The sequence below is a fragment of the Actinospica robiniae DSM 44927 genome (genome assembly GCF_000504285.1).
GTDB lineage: Bacteria > Actinomycetota > Actinomycetes > Streptomycetales > Catenulisporaceae > Actinospica > Actinospica robiniae.
Window position 1 is genome coordinate 1,714,696 of record NZ_KI632511.1, and the last position, 16,144, is coordinate 1,730,839.

14 protein-coding genes and 1 pseudogene are annotated in these 16,144 nt (G+C 67.8%); 6 read left to right on the forward strand and 9 right to left on the reverse strand.

All coding sequences use genetic code 11. The annotated features are described in order from the left end of the window. Nucleotides 1-13: 13 nt before the first annotated feature. Nucleotides 14-859 (forward strand): helix-turn-helix transcriptional regulator, encoded by an 846-nt coding sequence (locus tag ACTRO_RS07390; RefSeq protein ID WP_034262219.1) that lies wholly within the window; start codon nt 14-16, stop codon nt 857-859. A gap of 141 nt (nt 860-1,000) precedes the next feature. Here the strand turns inward: ACTRO_RS07390 and ACTRO_RS07395 are convergent, their stop codons facing one another. Beyond that, nucleotides 1,001-1,363: a nuclear transport factor 2 family protein gene (locus ACTRO_RS07395; RefSeq protein WP_034262221.1), complete on the reverse strand. Its 363-nt coding sequence runs from the start codon at nt 1,361-1,363 to the stop codon at nt 1,001-1,003. 546 nt (nt 1,364-1,909) lie between these two features. Here ACTRO_RS07395 and ACTRO_RS50845 point away from each other — a divergent pair. Together ACTRO_RS50845 and ACTRO_RS07400 are read left to right on the forward strand one after the other, a co-directional pair. Beyond that, nucleotides 1,910-2,155 (forward strand): annotated as a pseudogene (locus tag ACTRO_RS50845) (peptide-methionine (R)-S-oxide reductase); the annotation flags it as partial. Between the two features lie 155 nt (nt 2,156-2,310). Continuing rightward, a complete protein-coding gene (locus ACTRO_RS07400; protein ID WP_157435904.1) occupies nt 2,311-2,625 on the forward strand; it encodes a hypothetical protein in 315 nt (104 codons plus the stop codon). Nucleotides 2,626-2,642: 17 nt separating this feature from the next. Here the strand turns inward: ACTRO_RS07400 and ACTRO_RS07405 are convergent, their stop codons facing one another. After that, nucleotides 2,643-2,906 (reverse strand): hypothetical protein, encoded by a 264-nt coding sequence (locus ACTRO_RS07405; protein ID WP_034262226.1) that lies wholly within the window; start codon nt 2,904-2,906, stop codon nt 2,643-2,645. A gap of 1,118 nt (nt 2,907-4,024) precedes the next feature. On the opposite strand from ACTRO_RS07405, the gene ACTRO_RS07410 reads away from it, so the two are divergent. Next, nucleotides 4,025-6,550, forward strand: a complete 2,526-nt coding sequence (locus ACTRO_RS07410; protein ID WP_157435906.1) for a glucuronyl esterase domain-containing protein — start codon at nt 4,025-4,027, stop codon at nt 6,548-6,550. Between the two features lie 702 nt (nt 6,551-7,252). Here the strand turns inward: ACTRO_RS07410 and ACTRO_RS07415 are convergent. Beyond that, complete coding sequence (locus ACTRO_RS07415) at nt 7,253-8,740, reverse strand: UbiD family decarboxylase (protein ID WP_034262231.1); 1,488 nt, start codon at nt 8,738-8,740, stop codon at nt 7,253-7,255. A 21-nt stretch (nt 8,741-8,761) separates the two neighbouring features. Then, complete coding sequence (locus ACTRO_RS07420) at nt 8,762-9,355, reverse strand: UbiX family flavin prenyltransferase (RefSeq protein WP_051450463.1); 594 nt, start codon at nt 9,353-9,355, stop codon at nt 8,762-8,764. A 655-nt stretch (nt 9,356-10,010) separates the two neighbouring features. On the opposite strand from ACTRO_RS07420, the gene ACTRO_RS07425 reads away from it, so the two are divergent. After that, complete coding sequence (locus ACTRO_RS07425; protein ID WP_034262234.1) at nt 10,011-10,247, forward strand: helix-turn-helix domain-containing protein; 237 nt, start codon at nt 10,011-10,013, stop codon at nt 10,245-10,247. Continuing rightward, nucleotides 10,244-10,837, forward strand: a complete 594-nt coding sequence (locus ACTRO_RS43005; protein ID WP_084316056.1) for a Clp protease N-terminal domain-containing protein — start codon at nt 10,244-10,246, stop codon at nt 10,835-10,837. The genes ACTRO_RS07425 and ACTRO_RS43005 overlap by 4 nt, the downstream gene beginning before the upstream one ends. A 192-nt stretch (nt 10,838-11,029) precedes the next feature. Here the strand turns inward: ACTRO_RS43005 and ACTRO_RS07440 are convergent, their stop codons facing one another. The 5 genes from ACTRO_RS07440 to ACTRO_RS07460 all read right to left on the reverse strand — a co-directional run bounded on the left by ACTRO_RS07440 (nt 11,030) and on the right by ACTRO_RS07460 (nt 15,771). After that, the gene (locus tag ACTRO_RS07440) at nt 11,030-12,304 is read right to left on the reverse strand and encodes a COG4705 family protein (RefSeq protein ID WP_034262237.1); all 1,275 of its coding nucleotides are present in this window, start codon (nt 12,302-12,304) and stop codon (nt 11,030-11,032) included. Between the two features lie 38 nt (nt 12,305-12,342). Next, nucleotides 12,343-13,611 (reverse strand): sensor histidine kinase, encoded by a 1,269-nt coding sequence (locus tag ACTRO_RS07445; protein ID WP_034262240.1) that lies wholly within the window; start codon nt 13,609-13,611, stop codon nt 12,343-12,345. Continuing rightward, entirely contained in the window at nt 13,602-14,255 is a 654-nt protein-coding gene (locus ACTRO_RS07450; protein WP_034262243.1) for a response regulator transcription factor, read from the reverse strand. The genes ACTRO_RS07445 and ACTRO_RS07450 overlap by 10 nt, the downstream gene beginning before the upstream one ends. 98 nt (nt 14,256-14,353) lie before the next feature. Beyond that, nucleotides 14,354-14,704 (reverse strand): hypothetical protein, encoded by a 351-nt coding sequence (locus ACTRO_RS07455; RefSeq protein ID WP_034262246.1) that lies wholly within the window; start codon nt 14,702-14,704, stop codon nt 14,354-14,356. Nucleotides 14,705-14,814: 110 nt separating this feature from the next. After that, a complete protein-coding gene (locus ACTRO_RS07460; RefSeq protein WP_034262249.1) occupies nt 14,815-15,771 on the reverse strand; it encodes a M56 family metallopeptidase in 957 nt (318 codons plus the stop codon). Nucleotides 15,772-16,144: the final 373 nt, after the last annotated feature.

The window sequence follows — 16,144 nt, forward strand, 5'->3', positions numbered from 1 at the left end:
TACCGTAGGAGTCATGAGCGGGAACCTGCTGGGCGACTACCTACGGGCGCGCAGGAAGGTCGTCCAGCCTGAGGACGTCGGGTTGTCCCCTGGGGAACGCAGGCGGCGCGTGTCCGGTCTGCGCCGGGAGGAAGTCGCGCTGCTCGCGGGAATCAGCCCCGATTACTACCTGCGACTGGAGCAAGGGCGCGACACGAATCCATCCGGTCAGGTTCTGGATGGGTTGGCCCGTGTGCTGCGCCTGGACGCGGCTGCCGTCGCCCACCTCCACGCGCTCGCCGGCCCATCGCCTCGCCGGCCGAGCAGACCTTCCAAGCCGGAGCCGGACCAGGTGAGCGCGGGAATCCGCGAGCTGATCGCGACATGGTGGTCGTCCACTCCCGTGATTATCCTCAATCGCTACGCGGACGTCCTCGAATCCAACGCGCTCGCCAGAGCTCTTACCCCGACCAACCAGCCGGGATCCAACGTCATCCGCGCTGCATTCCTCGATCCGGACCTGCGCAAGCTCTACCTGAACTGGGACGAGATGAGCAGCCGTGCCGTGGCGAGCCTACGCGCGCTCGTGGGCACGGAACTCGACGACGTCCGCGTGGTGGAGTTGGTCAACGAGTTGTCTACGGCAAGCCGAGAATTCCAAGACCTATGGGCTCGATACGATGTCAGCCCGGGCGGATCGGGCGTCTCACACTTCGACCATCCGGTAGTCGGCCGGATGAGCCTGGAGTTCGAGCGGCTTGCCGTCGCAGGAACCAGCGGCCAGCTCATCGTGGTCTATCACGCGGCGCCGGGAAGCCCATCGGCACGAAAGCTCACCGAGCTCGGCAACGATTCAGCGGTCCATTCCGGACAGCGCTGACGATGACATTCGCAACGACGTCGGCCGGGCCGGGCGGGCCAGAGACTCATGCTGTTACCTGGGTCGGCAGTCGCACTTCGTGGGCTGATGCTGCTGTAAGCCCGCGAAGGACGTTGTTCGACAGCTGATGGGAGCAGGGCGTCAAGCGCCTGTCAGAGTCCCTTGGTGGAAGTACAGGCGCCATCCTTTCGGCGTTTGACGCCAGATGGAGCTGCGCCGTGCGCGTCGCCCGGCTCCGTCGGACAGGTATGTCAGGTGGACGACGCCCGGAGCAAGGACGGTTCCCGACATCTCGCTGACCTCGATAGGTGGCTCGGTCGAGGGTGATTCCGAGCTCATCATCGCGAGGATCGATGGAAGGTCCCAGCGTGTTCCGGACGCACCGAACTCGACGAACTCGGGATCCAGCAGCTGTGAGCTCAGCGCGGCAGATGCGCGCACGCCGGGGTCCAGCAGCCGCAGTTCCCCGTCTACCGCCGCCTGTACGGCGTCCTGATCGATCACGGGGACAGCGTAGCCGCGCCGGCCCGCCTCGTTGGCCGAGACGCGCGACTACGCCGTGAGCGGAATTCAAGGTCCTGTCTCGCCGGTATTCGCCAGGTGTTGGCCCTGGTCAGGAGGCACTGGATCTCGGGAACGGTCAATGCGGTCATGCCACAGTCCACGGGTGCCCGCTGGTCCGCGTCGTCGGGCAGGACGGGTTGTGGGTGGGCCGCTTTGGCCAGGGCCGATGCGACGGCCCGCAGCGCGTAGGCGGCCAGGGCGAGGGCGGTGTGCCGTTTCCAAGCGCGATAGCCGCGCACCTGGGTCTCATCCAGGCCGACAGACTGCTTGGCGTCCTGAATTGGTCGGGGCGCTCGTGCCCGATCGCTCCCTCCCGCCAGAGTGGCCGAGAAGGCCGTTCCTTGATCCGATTGCGTCACAACATGGAGATCACGGAGCGGCCCGCTTCCGTTCCCGCTGCTGCCGCAGCCGCTCGCTGAGCTGAAAAACCTTGCAGCTCAAAAGCACTGACTTTACGTCAGTCCACGAAGTCCGACTGCCGTACCCGAGGTCTTCACTTCCGAAGAGAAGTTCGGCTCCCGTTGCGGCTGGCCGTCGTTCTTCGACCCCAAGAGCCTCGACTCAGTGACGGTCGGGTCGTCGTTCGGGCAGGCCCCTGTTGTCCTGTGCACCCAGTGTGGCTCATATCTCGGCGAACTCTTCGAAGGCGAAGGGTTCACCACGCCCACTGACAAGCGCTACTGCATCAACGGTCTCTCGCTGCGTTTGAATCCAGTAGATTTGCCAGACTGAACCGCACCGAAGTTGATCCAGACGCTGCATGAGAGGCCGCCGCTTACCGGGCGTAGCCGCCGGACGTTTCGCAGCAGCGTGCACGCTCTGCGAATCAAGTACCGCCAGTACGAGGCACGGCCGAGGGAGTCAGATCCCGTTGCTACCACGTGGATGTGATCGGCCCGGATGGCCAGAGTGCCGCCGGGTTCGGCGCGTGCGCCGAACCCGGCAACCACATCTCCCTGGGGCGCGCCGGCAGCCTCGTCATCGGGTCGGTGGGTACCCACATCGCGGCCTCGGTGCGGGTGGTCACCGAACAATGCGAAGCAGTGGCGACCGTCACCGACGGCTACTTCATGGTCCCGCCCCACCTCACACCCAACCCTCATGTGCTCCACGCCGTGCACATGATCGGGACAGACGGAGAGCACCTGGGCGCTGTCACTGAGCTGACCGCTCCTGGCAGCGCCTTACCCGTCACAGATTAGAAGCCCGGCGCCCCGGGTCAACACCGCACGATCACGCCCGCCGAGCCCAGCATCGCATCGACGATGCCCTCCTGGCTTGGGAGAAGAAGGTGCTTGCTCGCCGCGGTCATGGGTCGAACGGAGGCTATGCTCGAACGTGCCGAAGACGACGGGTCGTAGTTGGTTTTGATCTGCGGATAGAGCGCGCCGGTCGTCCTCACTCGTGCGATCGCCCGCGCCGCGCCCAAATCGGCCCCGGGGAGGTTGTGTAGGTAGCGCTCGACCGAACGCAGCAACTCCATCTACGCCTATCTCGGCGGCAAGGAGAAGCTCTCTCTACGCTGCCTTGATCCCTATGCCGCGCGCTATGGCGGCAAGTACTACGCCGCCCTGGCGTGTGCCGCTCGGACCTCGTGGCCGCTGCTCGTGCGTTCTTTGACGTCACGCTCGAACGCATCGCCGATCCCGACTTGCCCGACGGATGCTTCGTCGCCCAGTCGGCCATGGCGATTCCTCGCCATCGTGGGTGTGAGCGTCGGCGCGCTCTCGCAAGCACTTCGCGCAAAACCAGTGCTCTGCGCTTGAAATCTGCGGCGCCCGCCGGCTCGGCTGCCCTCGCCCACGCTTCTGATCGAGCGCCAGGCCAGCCTATGTTTCCACGCATAAGCATGGCCGGCGCCTACGAGCCTTGATTCGCGAGCTGCCTTGTCTGGGACATCGCAACAGTTCCCGCTACGGGCCGACGAGGGCGTGGTAGGCCCTTTCCAATCCGCAACCTTGGCGGTCGCCCACCATCTCCACATACATGAAGCCTGCTTCCTGGCCTTCGCACCGTATGAGGGCACTGTTTTGCCGTTTCCACTCGCGTGTCACTCGTGCTCCGCGTCATCACAGCCGGCGAGCCAGTGCGGGGCAATGCGCAGCGCCTCAGCGCGGTCGGCGGCGGGGTAGAGCACGGCCGTCGGGCCCGAGCACGAGGTCATGTCACAGAGTGAGACAGGCGCGAACGTTCGAGCTTCTTTCGGAAAATTTTCAGTCGAGTTCGGCGGCCCCGCGACACACGTCAGGGGGCCCATCGGCGCCGACGCCGCGTCACATCCATCTCAGGGCTCACATCCGGGCTCTTGACAGTGCGCTGACCTGCGGGCAGGCTCCGAGTTGCGCAGATAGTTTTCATAGAAACATTCGAAACTTTCGGAAATGGGAGGGTGCGATGTCGGATCCTCGGTCGACGGCGCGGCCCGGTGTTTCACGGCGGATGTTCCTGAGCGGCGTGGGGGTCGCCGCGCTCGGGGTGAGTGGGTTGGAGACGGTGACCGCGGCGGGGACGGCCTGGGCCGCACCAGCGGGGTCGGGTTCCGCCGCCGGTGTCGGCGGCGCAATGGCGCCGCGGTCGTACTTTCCCGCGGACGTCACGCGGATGCCTTCGACCGGGAGCCTGCCGGATCTGTTCGCGTTCTTCGAGCCCGGTCGCGGTCGGGTGACGCGAGCTTCGGAGTGGCCCGCGCGTGCCGCCGAGCTCTCCGACCTGATGCAGTACTACCTCTACGGTTACAAGCACCCGACGCCGGCCGCCGGGTCGATCTTCCGGCAGGTGCAGGTTCCGGCAACCTCCGTCGTCGACTTCTCCGCGGCCTTCGACTTCTCCACCTTCACGGTGACGCTGCCATCGGGCTCGTACACGCTCGATCCCTCCACATTCGTCATCAGCCCGGTCATGTCCTTCATCGCGACCTCGACGTACACGGCTCCCTCCGGCTTCCAGAGCTGGGCGGTGGGCGACAGCTGGAGCACGCCTTCGCACGCGAGCCTGCTCGTCGCGGTGCCGGCGACGACGCAGATGGTGGTCGACGTGACCGACCCCTCCGCCCCCGAAAGCACCACAGCCACGATCAAGATCGACGCGTTCTCGGTGCCGGAACAAGGGGTCGACACCGCTATCCCGGGGCCTTACCCGTCCGTCCTGGTCGTCGGGAGCCTGTCCGCGGAGCAGGTGGCGACCCTCAAGGCCAACGGGTACGGGTACATCGCCATGAACACCGGCTCGGTCTACTCCGACGGTGCGAACAACCCGCATACGGGTGCTTACAACGTCCTCTACCCGTACCAGGCGGGCGTGTACGAGTTCGACAGCGGCGCGTTGATGGGCTGGGCCTGGGGGATCAGCCGCATCCTCGACGCGATCGCGAACGACGCGGCAGGCGCCGGCCGGTTCAACCTGGACCCGCGGCGTACGGCCGTCACCGGCGTCTCGCGCAACGGCAAGGCCGCCGCGCTGGCCGCGGCCTTCGACGCGCGCATCGCCGTCGCCGCACCGAGCGACCCGGGCGGCGGCGGTCTGACCGGCTTCCGGAACCGGACCGAGAGCGAGATGTTCACCTACAACGTGCCCTCGGGATACGACCAGATCTATTCGCTGAACGAGACGGTGCAGCGGGCGATCGGGAACCCGAGCGAGTCGGCGTGGTTCTGCTCGAAGGCCCAGGACTTCCTGCCGGACAAGACCGATCACTCCCCGTTCGACCTGCACGCCGTCGCCGCGCTCGTCGCCCCGCGGCCCTTCATCCTCTGGACCGGGGAGGCGCAGCAGGCCTGGCTGGGGTCGCCGAGCTCGGTGCTCTCGATGCAGGCCGGCAAGGAGGCGTACGAACTGCTCGGGGCCGGCGGGAACATCGGCTGGGTGGTGCGCGACGCGCAGCACGCCAATCAGGACCGGGATCTGCCGGACCTGATCGCGATCATGGACAAGGCCTTCGGCCGCCGCACCGCGCTCACCCGCCGGCACTTCGACTCGCTCGCCGGCTCCAACGGCGCCGCGATCGATGGCAGCGGCGTGATCTACCCGGAGGCGACGTTCGCCTCGATCGCCGACATGACCCGCAATCCCTACGACCTCGAGAACTTCTTCGTGCCGTGGGCGCGGCCGGGCAAGTTCGTGCTGTGGAGCGAGGACACGTTCGTGACCGCGGGCCTGGCGCGGGAGCTGAGCTTCCACACCGACGCGCACCAGGTGCGGCTGACCCTGCCCGACGGCACCCGCCTCGTGCGTGGCGCGCCCCACGGTGTCGCGACGTTCTCGCTCTCCGGGGCTCAGACGAAGCTCGGCCGGTACGTCGCCGACGTGAGCGGGCCGGGAAAGGACGAGAACCGGATCGAGCTGGCCGGCTTCTCGCTCAGCGACGCTCTGCGCCACGGCCTGAATCTCACCAGCGGCGTGCCCGACGGCATGGCGGTCGGGTTCTCCAGCCCCCTGGCCAACTGGGGTTCGGCCGACGACCCGGTACAGATGTTCGTCAACGGTGACAGGCTGACGGCGAGCATCGTCGACGACGGGCAGCACCAGGGCTACGTCGAGCGCTTCGGCGCGTCGTTGAAGCTGACCGGTGCGCCGGACGGCCCTTGGGACGGGACGGTGAGCTTCGCGTTCGGCGCACGCAATCTCAAGCTCCAGGCGCTTCCCGGCTTCACCTTCGCCGTGGATCTGAAGCTGACGAAGGCGCAGGTGCCGAACTACGCCGGCGTGAACACCGACGGGTTCACCTCAGCGCTCGGCGAGAAGCCCAGTTGGGCGTCGCAGAACCTGCAGAACACGCCGCTGTCCGGGAACTTCCACGGCCGCTGGCCGCTGTATCCGAACTCGGCCACCGACACCGGTGCGCGACCCGTGTCGGTGCCTGCCACGACGGGCTTCACCGCGAAGATGATGGTGAGCGACGTGAGTTCCGCAGGGTTCACGCTTCGGTTCGACCAGCCGCTGGACCCGGGCGAGTTCGGGATCGGCATGGACGCGGCGTCGTCGTGGAGCACCCGCTGGGCCTCCGACGGCACCTCCGTCCAGGTCGTCTACGCCCGCCCGGTCTCCTTCCGCGCGGGGTCCGTGGTGGTGTTCCGTGCAGTGGACGCCGCCGGGAACATGCTCGGCGGGCCGGTGCGCCTCGCCCTGTAGCAGCCTAGTGAAAGTCATCGTGTTCTGATGTGGCGGGCCGGCATAGCCGGCCCGCCCTTCGTCTCTGTGGAGACGCGCGTCCGGGGTTGACCAGGTGCGGCCTCAGGGGCTTCGGCGGATGCGTACCGGCCGGGGCCCCTCGTCATTGCTCCAAGGTCGGTTGCAGCCTCAGCGCGCGGCGAGGCGTGCGGCCCAGATCGGCAGAAGCCTGTTTCATCGTTGGAGTCCTCCCGCACGCTCCTTGACACACGCGACTTACTGAGATCACAGGAAGTGATACCCCGACCCCACGGATCACAGGGTGTACCAACCCGAGACTTCGCCGTACACCCTTTGTGAATCGCACCGGCTTCCGTCCACGGTAGAGCGTTCGGCCTGCAGTTCAGAGCGGCTCGCGGACCTGCACCAAGGACGGAGCCGTGGATGGAAGCCGGAACGACTCAGAAACGCGGGAGACGCCCTTGCCGAGTCCGGGGAAGAGGCCACCACCCGGCGATTCCTGCGCGTCCTGTTCGTCTGGTCACGTGCAGCCGGCAACGGCGTTGCCAATCCGCAATGGGCCGAGTACATCGCCGAGGATCCCCAACACCCCTCGACCGCTCAGGCGGCAGCCCGAGCGTGACTCGATGAACCTCGCAGCCCGAACGGGGACCCCACCATCTACAGGTCTTGACAATAGGAACTCCCCCCGGCTCCCGCCGTTCACCGATAGCCGTAGGTCTCCCACTTGGCGAGCACGCGCTGCTGGATGTCGGTGGGCCAGCCGTTCTCGAAGCTGCCCTTGACCGGCCGGTCCTCTTTGGCGAACAGGTCGGCCAGCAGGCAGTTGTGCAGCACCTTTCCGGCGCGGTAGGAGTGGGACTCGGCCTCGGAGAGGTAGACCGAGAGCTGGACGTGCGGGAGGGCCGGGAAGTGGACCTCGCCGTGCTCGGGGTGGGTCCGGGTCGCGAAGGCCCACACCACGTCGTTGACGTCGGTGATGTCGATGTCGTCCTCGACCAGCAGCACCTTCGGGACGCCGAAGCCGGCCTTGCCGGTGAAGACCACTTCGCCGATCTTCCGGGCGAGTTCCGTCGACGGGACGGCGGTCTCCTCGTGCCAGTCCGATCGCACGGAGACGATCAGCCAGTGCATCGCCGACTCGAAGGAGAACCATGCGGAGGCGACCGGCAGACCGGCTTCGCGCAGCTGGTAGAGGATCTCGGCGGCGTGCATGGTGCCGGTGACGGTGTGGTCTTCCTCGACCGGCGGTCCGGCTGCGACGACGGGCAGGACGGCGTCGTTCCGGTGGGTGACGGCCGAGACGTGGAAGACGGGCTTGAGCGACTTCTCCCGGGCGTTGTAGCCGGGGTACTCGTTCATCGGCCCTTCCAGCACCGTCTCGTCGAAGGCGATGTGGCCCTCGATGACGATCTCGGCGGTGGCCGGCACCATCAGGTCCACGGTTTCGGCGGGGACCACCTCCAGGCCCTCGCCGAACAGCGCACCGAGGAAGTGGGACTCGTCGGCGCCTTCGGGCAGCGGCATGCCGCCGACGAACGGCAGCGCCGGTTCGACCCCGAGGGCCAGCGCGACCGGTAGCGGCTTGCGTTGCGCGGCCCACTGGGCGCGGATGATGCCCAGGTGCTGGGGGCCGGGGATGAGGCAGCCGAGGGTGTTCTTGTCGGCGATCATCATGCGGTTGACCGACCAGTTGGTCCAGGACCCGTCGGGTGTGCGGGCGATGTTCATGCCGTAGGTCTGGATGTAGCGGCCCCCGTCGTTGCCGTGGATCAGCGGCGTCGGGAACTTCAGCAGATCGACGTCGTCGCCGAGCGCGATGTTCTCCTTGCACGGCGCGGTTTCGGCGGCGACGACCCGCGGCGCGATCCCGGGCCGGGCGCGGGCCGCGACGATCGTCTCCATGATCTGCGGCCCGGTCGCCTCGGCCGGCAGCCCGAGGGCCAGCGCGATCCGGGCCAGCGGGTGGCCGGGCCCCGACAGGGCGCCGGGAGCACCGAGCACACCGAAGCCCGTGCCCTGATATCCCGTGATGTTGGTGAACAGCGGGGCGGGCGCGCGTAGGTCGTAGGAGCGGCGGATGACGGCGCCGATCTCCAGTCTCCAGTCGACCTCCTCCTCGATCCGCTGCAGGTCCCCGATCTCTTCGAGCGCCTCGATGAACTCGCGCTGGCTGCGCAGGTGCTTCACGTAATGTCCTTCCCAAGACGGTCATTCGCCCCAGCGGGGCAGGTCCGGGACCTCGATCCCGAACAGTTCCAAGGCACGGCCCACGGTGTGCTCGACGACCTCGTCCAGGCTCCGCGGCCGCAGGTAGAAGGCGGGCACAGGCGGCATCACGATCGCGCCGGACTCGGTGGCCGCGGTCATCGCCCGGAGATGGCCGAGCGTCAGCGGTGTCTCGCGCACCAGCAGGACCAGCCGGCGCCGCTCCTTGAGCGTCACGTCCGCCGCCCGTGTCAGCAGATTGTCGTTGCCGCTGTACGCGACCGACGACAGGGTGCGGATGGAACACGGCGCGATGAGCATCCCCGCGGTCCGGAAGGAGCCGCTGGCGATCGCCGCACCGACGTCCGCCGGACGGTAGGTCACATCCGCCATCGCGGCCAGATCGGCCGCGGTCAGGTCCGTCTCGTAGGCGCGGGTCTGCTGGCCGGCCGGTGTGACGACCAGGTGCGTCTGCACCCCGGCTTTTCGAGCGAGTTCCAGCGCGCGCATCCCGTACGCGATCCCGGTCGCGCCGCTGATCCCCACCACCAGGCGCCGCGGGTGCTTGTCATCTCCGTGGTCGGAGTCGTTCGTCATGGCGGTGCGCTCTCTCCTGTTCAGCTCCGGGCGGTGGTGTCAGCGCTCTGAGCCTGTCATTTGCGAGGAGCGGGCTGAAGTGCCGCAGTACCCGATCGGAGTGTGCATTTCGCACAGTCCCGACAGCGACGCCACGCCGCGAAGTCCCGCGACCCGCACGATCGCCGGTAGTACCGTCGCCGTCGTGGCCGACACTGGAAGCCCTGGCGCGGAAAGCCTGATCAAATAGCCTAAGCAGCGATCAACAGCATGTCCGCGGCTCAGCACGCAGACATCTGGCACAGCTTCGCCGGCGACGTGCTGGCACACGAGACGAAGGTCCTTGAGGAGTAGTCCAACGCACCCGGCGCTTCCACGGACGTCTCAGCAAAGCTGCGTCGTGGCAGACGACGAGCCCGAGTTCCTCCACCACCGCCCACCGTCCGCTGCCCGGTACGGTCGCACGAAGCCGCAGAGCACTGCCGATGCCCCGCAACCTGGGGTGGTATGCGCTGAACTCCCGGAGCCGCCTCCACCATCCAACCGCGCTCTACGAGTTGCCTCGGCCTCAATTGCGGCCTACGGCCGTCATGCGGGTCGTGGGGCGGTGGCCGCCGCGCCGCGGGTGGGGACCTTGGTTTGTCAGCTTTTGTTGACGGCACACGTCTGTCAGCATATGCTGACGGACGTGGAAAGCTCTTCCGAGATCGCCGAGGACGCCGCCAGCCGGGACCCCGACGTCGGGCTGCGTGCCGTGGCCGCGCTGCGCGAACTCACCGAGCGCCTTGAGATCCTGCAAGTCGACAACGCGCGCCGACTGGGCTGGTCCTGGCAGCAGATCGCGGCGCGACTGGGCGTGACCAAGCAGACCGTGCACCGCAAGCACGGCCCGAGAGTTCGGGGGCGAGAATGACAGGACGCATAGAGGGCGAAGCGCGTGCGGCGGTGATCCGCGCACAGGCTCAGGCACGCTACCTGGGCCAGGGATTCATCGGCTGCGAGCACCTGCTCTTCGGATTGGCCGGCGCCGACGACAGTATCGGGAGCACGTTGCGCGGACACGGCGTGACTCCGGACAGCGTCGGAAGGGAAATTCAGGTATTGATTTACGGCCGTACCGCCACCGCGACCACCCTCGGCGACCTCGACCGCGACGCGCTCGCGGCGATCGGCATCGACCTCGATGTCGTCCGCGCGCGCCTTGACGACGCCTTCGGCCCCGGCAGCCTCGATCGGCCGGCCCGACGCCCCCGACGCGCGCGGTTCACGCGCCGCGACGGCCGCCGGGCCCCGAGCGGCCACCTGCCTATCACCCGGCAAGCACGGTCGTGCCTAGACCGTGCGGCTTCGATCGCAGCCACAGCGGACCCGGCCGCCGCCCCGGACTCCGCAGCACTCGTTAAGGCGCTGCTCCGCTCACCCGCCAGCGCACTGCGTGCCGTCCTGGCCGGCCTCGATGTCTCGCTTCCGCGACTGGCCGCGGAGATCGAGCAGCTCGGATAGTGCCGCATCAGAGGGCTGGCAGGCAGTGGGTGCAGGAAAGGGAGTAGACGGCCGAGGAGCCTGATTGCTCGGTGTCAGACCGGTTTGAAGGGCGTGACCCGCGCCGAGCCAGCGAGATCTCTCGCCGCCCTCGGCGCGGCTGCCCTCGGCGCGATGGACCCGCCGGTCAGAGTCGGGGCGCTGTGCGGGAGATCAGCCGAGGTCCGCCAAGAGGGCGCTCAGCTCGCTCTCCTGCTGGGCTGCCGACATCGGTGGGTTCGAGTGGTCGATGCCGAAGGTCTTAAGCACCTTGTCCATCTGGGCGTCGATCGAGGTCCAGCCGGTGTCGTCCAGGGGCTGCAGGGATTCCTGATCAGCGTCCCAAAGATCACGCAGCGACTGCACGGCCGCATGAGCGCCGGCCGGGTCCCCCGATCGCGCATCCTTGAGCGAGGTCGATGTGAGGGCCCGAAGCGCACCGACCTCCGCGGGCGGGAATTTCTTCACCGCCTGACCGGGGGCCAGCTGGACAGTGGAGGTGGCATCGGCTTCGGGCGCGGGGCCGACGTGCGGCTGACCGTGAGCCCAGACCAGCAGGCCTGCGGTGGCGGCAGCCAGCAGCCCGAAGCCGAGGAGCGCGGTGCGTTCCCTGCCCACGTTGGAGGTGATGTGTCCGTCGTGGGCCGCCTCGTAGGTCTCGGTCACGTCCGAACGAGTGACCGTCAGGTAGACCACGGTCGCCAGGATGAGGCCGAGGAAGACCAGGCTGGTGGTGAACGTGCCGAGCGCGAGGCCGGTCGGATCGCCAGGGCTCTGGGCGACCTTGGGTGAGGCGAGCCAGTCGCCGATGTTGGCGCCCAGAGGGCGGGTCAGGATGTAGGCGAGCCAGAAGGAGAGCACCGGGTTCGCGCCGAATCGCCACAGCGCCGTGATCGCGGCGATCAGGCCGAGCGGCAGCAGCACCGAGACGCCCGGGCTCCAGCCGGTCAGCTCGAGCGTCCAGTCTCCGGTCGCGGTGCCGAGCGCGAAGGTGACCAGGACGGTCAGCCAGTAGAACGACTCGCGCGACCGGGTGGTGACCGAGTGGATCGAGAGCGTGCGCTCGCGCAGCCACCAGGTGCCGAAGACCACGGCGAGCAGGACGGAGAAGACCGCGGAACTGATCCACAGCGGCACGTTCAGCTGGTCGGTGAGGATGTCTGTGTAGAGAGTGCCCGTGACGCTGACGACGACGACGGTAAGCCAGTACGGGAACGGGACATACCGCTTGAGCCGCAGCTGGACGGCCAGGACCAGTACGAAGACCGCGGTGAAGATCCAGGCCGTGTTCACCAGGCCGACGCCCAGCTGCATGTTGATCCAGTCGGCGAAGCTCTCACCCACCGTCGTGCACAGAACCTTGATCACCCAGAACCAGACGGTGATCTCCGGGACCTTGTTGAACATGAGCGGCCCGGCGTGTGTGCGCGTTTCCGTCGTCGTTGTCATGCGGCGAGCCTTGCGGAGGCAACCTGCAGACAACCTGACTATGCGCCGACCCGCGACGCGGGCAGCGTCACCTCGACATGGCCGCGCCCGTCGGCGATCGCTCGCACCGCAGCGCCTGCCGGGCCGGCGATGCGCCGGACCACGGGCAGTCCGAGCCCGTGCCCGTCGTTGCCGGTCACGCCTGCTTCGAAGACCCGCTCGACATCCGCGGGATCGAATCCGGGTCCGTCATCCAGGACATCGACCACGATCACCTCGCCCTCGATCCGCGCCGTGATCCACACGCGCGAACGCGCATACCGCAGGCCGTTCTCCAACAGCGGCGAGAGAAGCGCCACGACGACGTCGCCCGCCATGGCGACCTCGGCCTTCGGCGGAACGACCGCCTCGATCGCCCGACCGGCGATCGCCTGCCGGGTGGCCGAGTTGAGATCGCAGCGGGTCCCGGCCTCTATCCGCGCGCGTGCCGCACGCAGGATCGTGGTGATCGCCGCATCGAGGCGGTCGACTTCGCTCAGCACCGCCTCTGGCGGCAACGGCCTGTCGGACAACTGCGCCAACTGGGCCTCTCCCCGCAAGACCGTGAGTGGCGTCCGCAGCTCGTGGGCGATCTCATCGGTGAGCCGTCGCTCATCCGCCAGCGCGTTCTCGACACGCTCCAGGAGGTGATCCAGGGTGCTGCCCAACGCTCCGAACTCGTCACGGGGTACGCCCAGGTTGAAGCGGCGCCCTGGCTCGTGATCGCCCCAATCCTCGGCAAGAGCGGCCATCTCGCGCACGACCCGCAAAGCCCGGCGCACCACGAGGTGCGCGACACCGCCGGCGAGGAGGATCGCCACGCCACCAAGGATCAGCGACAGCGTCAGGCTGAGCTGCTTCGATGTCTCGTAGGGCGTGAGGTTCACGCGGGCGATCACCATGACCCGGTGGCCATCGGCCGGCACCTCCTGCGCGTACAGGAGATAGTCGTCGATGTAGGCGCTCTGCGACTTGCCGGCCCGAACCAACGCCTCGGCACGGTCGACCACGCTCGGTGTCACGTTCCCGTCGATCAGGCGTCCGTCGGCATACACCCAGGCAACCTCGTCCAGTGCCTCACTGCCGTTCTCCGTCAACATGACACGGCCGCTCACGACAGTCACGCTCGCCACGACGGCATCGGCGCGGCTACGCGCCAGATCGTGCGCGTCGGCGTCCGTCACCTTGGTCAGCAGCACATGCGAGAGCACGATCAGTATCGCTACCACGGCGGTGGCGATCAGCACTGTGAGCACGACGATCCGGCCGCGAAAGCCCCTCACTGCCATCGATAGCCCACACCGCGCACGGTCGCCAGGCGCTCGGCCACACCGAGTGGAGCGAGCTTGGCCCGCAGTCGGCGCACGAAGGAGTCGAGGGTGTTGTCACTGACCTGCGCCCCGTGCGGCCAGCCGGCAGCGATGAGGGCGTGCCTGCGTACCGCGTCGCCCTGGGCGCCGATCAGACGCCCCAGAAGCCGGAACTCCGTCGGAGTCAGGCTCTCGCTCATCGAGTTGTAGGTCACCACGTGCTTCGCCGGATCCAGAGCGACCTCGCGTGGAGCAGGAGCCACAGTGACCCGTCGCAGCAGCGCGCGGACCCGGACCAGCAGTTCCGGTATGTCGAAGGGCTTGGTCACGTAGTCGTCGGCGCCCGCCTCGAAGCCGCCCAGCTTGTGATGCAGGCCGTCGAGGGCAGTGAGCATCAGCACTGGCGTGTCGACGCCGCGAGCGCGAACGGCCACGCAGACGTCGCGGCCATCGGCGTCCGGGAGGCCGAGATCCAAAATGATCAGTTGAGGCGCAGTTTCCAACCGGCGCAGCAGGCTGTCCGCCGTGGCGGCCACGGAGACGGTGTGGCCGTCATGCTCTAACGCACGCTTGAGGACACTGCGAACCGTCGGATCATCTTCACAGACCAAGATCAAAGGCACCTGTCGGACCCTTTCCTATTTCGCCAGGTACAGCACCAAGGCCCTGGCCCACTTGTCGAGACGTGGGGAACGCGAGCCGGCCTCGGACCGCCGGCCACTCATCGCGACGCCTCAGTCGCTGTGGGGTCGGCGCCCAAAACCTCCGGCAGCGGCTCGAGTACCAGCGCGAGTCGCCTTGCCAGTGCCCGGCAGTCTGAGATCTCGATCAGACCTCTTCCTATCGCCGTGCAACGTACGAGCAGTCCTCGAGCGAGGTCCTCGACGCGCGCCGCGCGCGTGTCCGGCGCCGGAGCCGGATGACGGTGCTGAAACGAGCCCCAGCGGCGGCGCACGCAGCGGATGATCTCGGGCCAGTGCTGGGGATCGGCTCCGAGCACCGGATTGCCGAGGTACTGCGCGTCCGCGAGTACAGGCATCAGCGGATCGGCATGATCCAGGGGACGGTTCACGCGTTCTCCTCTGCGTATCCGACCAACAACTTCTACAAGATTGTAGATTCAATGGCGGCCGCGAGATCACCGGCCAGACCCCGGGTCGTCAGGGTTTGGCAACAACCGTGTCACCGATGCCGCTCCATGCGGGCGAGTGCGATCAGCTCACGCAGATCGTCGGTCGCTTCCAACGCGCAGAATCCAGCCAGCGCGATGACGCTCAAAGCCACGCCCAAGGCGAACGGACTCGTACACGGGGCCGGGCTGAGCAGCGCGGCCACACGCCTAGGCACCGGCCCGGCACCGTCGGCGCGCGATTCATCTGGTCGTCCGAACACGGCCCCCAGGACAGGTGCGGACCGGCGGTGCGGGCGGGTCCGCTTGGTCGCGATCGCTGCGGTGGCGATCGCGGTGGCCACCTGACGACGGTCGCCAAGCTCGTCGGCGGCGTATTCGTCGGCCCACCGCTCCATCGCATAGTCGACCGCGCCGGCCAACGGCCGCACCAGCGGATTGGCAGCAGCGGCAAGCCGTGCGGCGGCGGCGAAGATGTAGTGGCGACCGCGCACGTGCGCCATCTCGTGAGCGAGTAGCGCCCGCCGCCCGGGCTCATCGAGCGCCTCGAGCATCGCGGTCGACACCACGATCCGACCGGGCCGTCCCGGAACGGTGTACGCGTCCGCGACCTCGTCCTCGGTGATCACCAGGCTGCGCCGTCCAGGCAGGGCGCGGGCGTGGCCGAACGCGGCCGCCAGGGCGCGGATCCTTGCTACGGCGAACGTGAGGGCGGCTAGCAGTGCGGCGCCCAGGAGGATCCCGGCGGTCGCCGCGACTGCGCTGGAGGTCGAGTCATTGCTGACGATCGCCCTCCTTGACAAGTGCGCGAGGCGGGCGAGCTCCGGAATGCGTACGAGTTCTGCGATGACCAGCAGGCCGAGCGCCCCGCAGCTCGTACCGGCCAACACCACCGCAGACGCGCTCAGCAGCCACGCTGCGTGACGTGGATGCAGCCTGGCGGTGGCCAACCGTGCCAGCGGCATGGCCGTCGCCGGGAACAGAAGCGTTGCGTAGACGAACACGCGCACGGGCTCGTCCTTAGCTGTTGCCTGGGCGGGGCAGCGGAGAGCGCGAATCGAGTAGTTCGCGCAAAAGCCGCACGACGGTGACGACAGCCGATTCCAATTCGTCGGCGTGGCTTACTGACCCGCCCGGACAGCTTGCTCGCCCTTCGCGTCCTCGTGACATCGTGGATGCTCCGTTCCCCAGCGGTACTCGTCCTTGGCGGCGTTCTGTTCCATGACCGCCGTGCGGCGGTTACGGGCACATAGGCCGATTAAGCAGGTCGGGCCATGGCAGTCGTCAGCGACGAGCAAAGCCGGCTAGCGGCCGCACCCGACCCAACGGGCGCAACGCGGCCCGCCGAGCAGGCGCCAGTGCGGTAGCCGAGCGCGAAGACAG

Excerpts from the sequence above, each read along its gene's own strand:
- ACTRO_RS07420 (WP_051450463.1), bottom strand. The coding sequence starts at position 9,355 with ATGACGAACGACTCCGACCACGGAGATGACAAGCACCCGCGGCGCCTG.
- ACTRO_RS07440 (WP_034262237.1), bottom strand. The coding sequence starts at position 12,304 with ATGACAACGACGACGGAAACGCGCACACACGCCGGGCCGCTCATGTTC.
- ACTRO_RS43005 (WP_084316056.1), top strand. The coding sequence starts at position 10,244 with ATGACAGGACGCATAGAGGGCGAAGCGCGTGCGGCGGTGATCCGCGCA.
- ACTRO_RS07425 (WP_034262234.1), top strand. The coding sequence starts at position 10,011 with ATGCTGACGGACGTGGAAAGCTCTTCCGAGATCGCCGAGGACGCCGCC.
- ACTRO_RS07390 (WP_034262219.1), top strand. The coding sequence starts at position 14 with ATGAGCGGGAACCTGCTGGGCGACTACCTACGGGCGCGCAGGAAGGTC.
- ACTRO_RS07445 (WP_034262240.1), bottom strand. The coding sequence starts at position 13,611 with ATGGCAGTGAGGGGCTTTCGCGGCCGGATCGTCGTGCTCACAGTGCTG.
- ACTRO_RS07405 (WP_034262226.1), bottom strand. The coding sequence starts at position 2,906 with ATGGAGTTGCTGCGTTCGGTCGAGCGCTACCTACACAACCTCCCCGGG.
- ACTRO_RS07410 (WP_157435906.1), top strand. The coding sequence starts at position 4,025 with ATGCCTTCGACCGGGAGCCTGCCGGATCTGTTCGCGTTCTTCGAGCCC.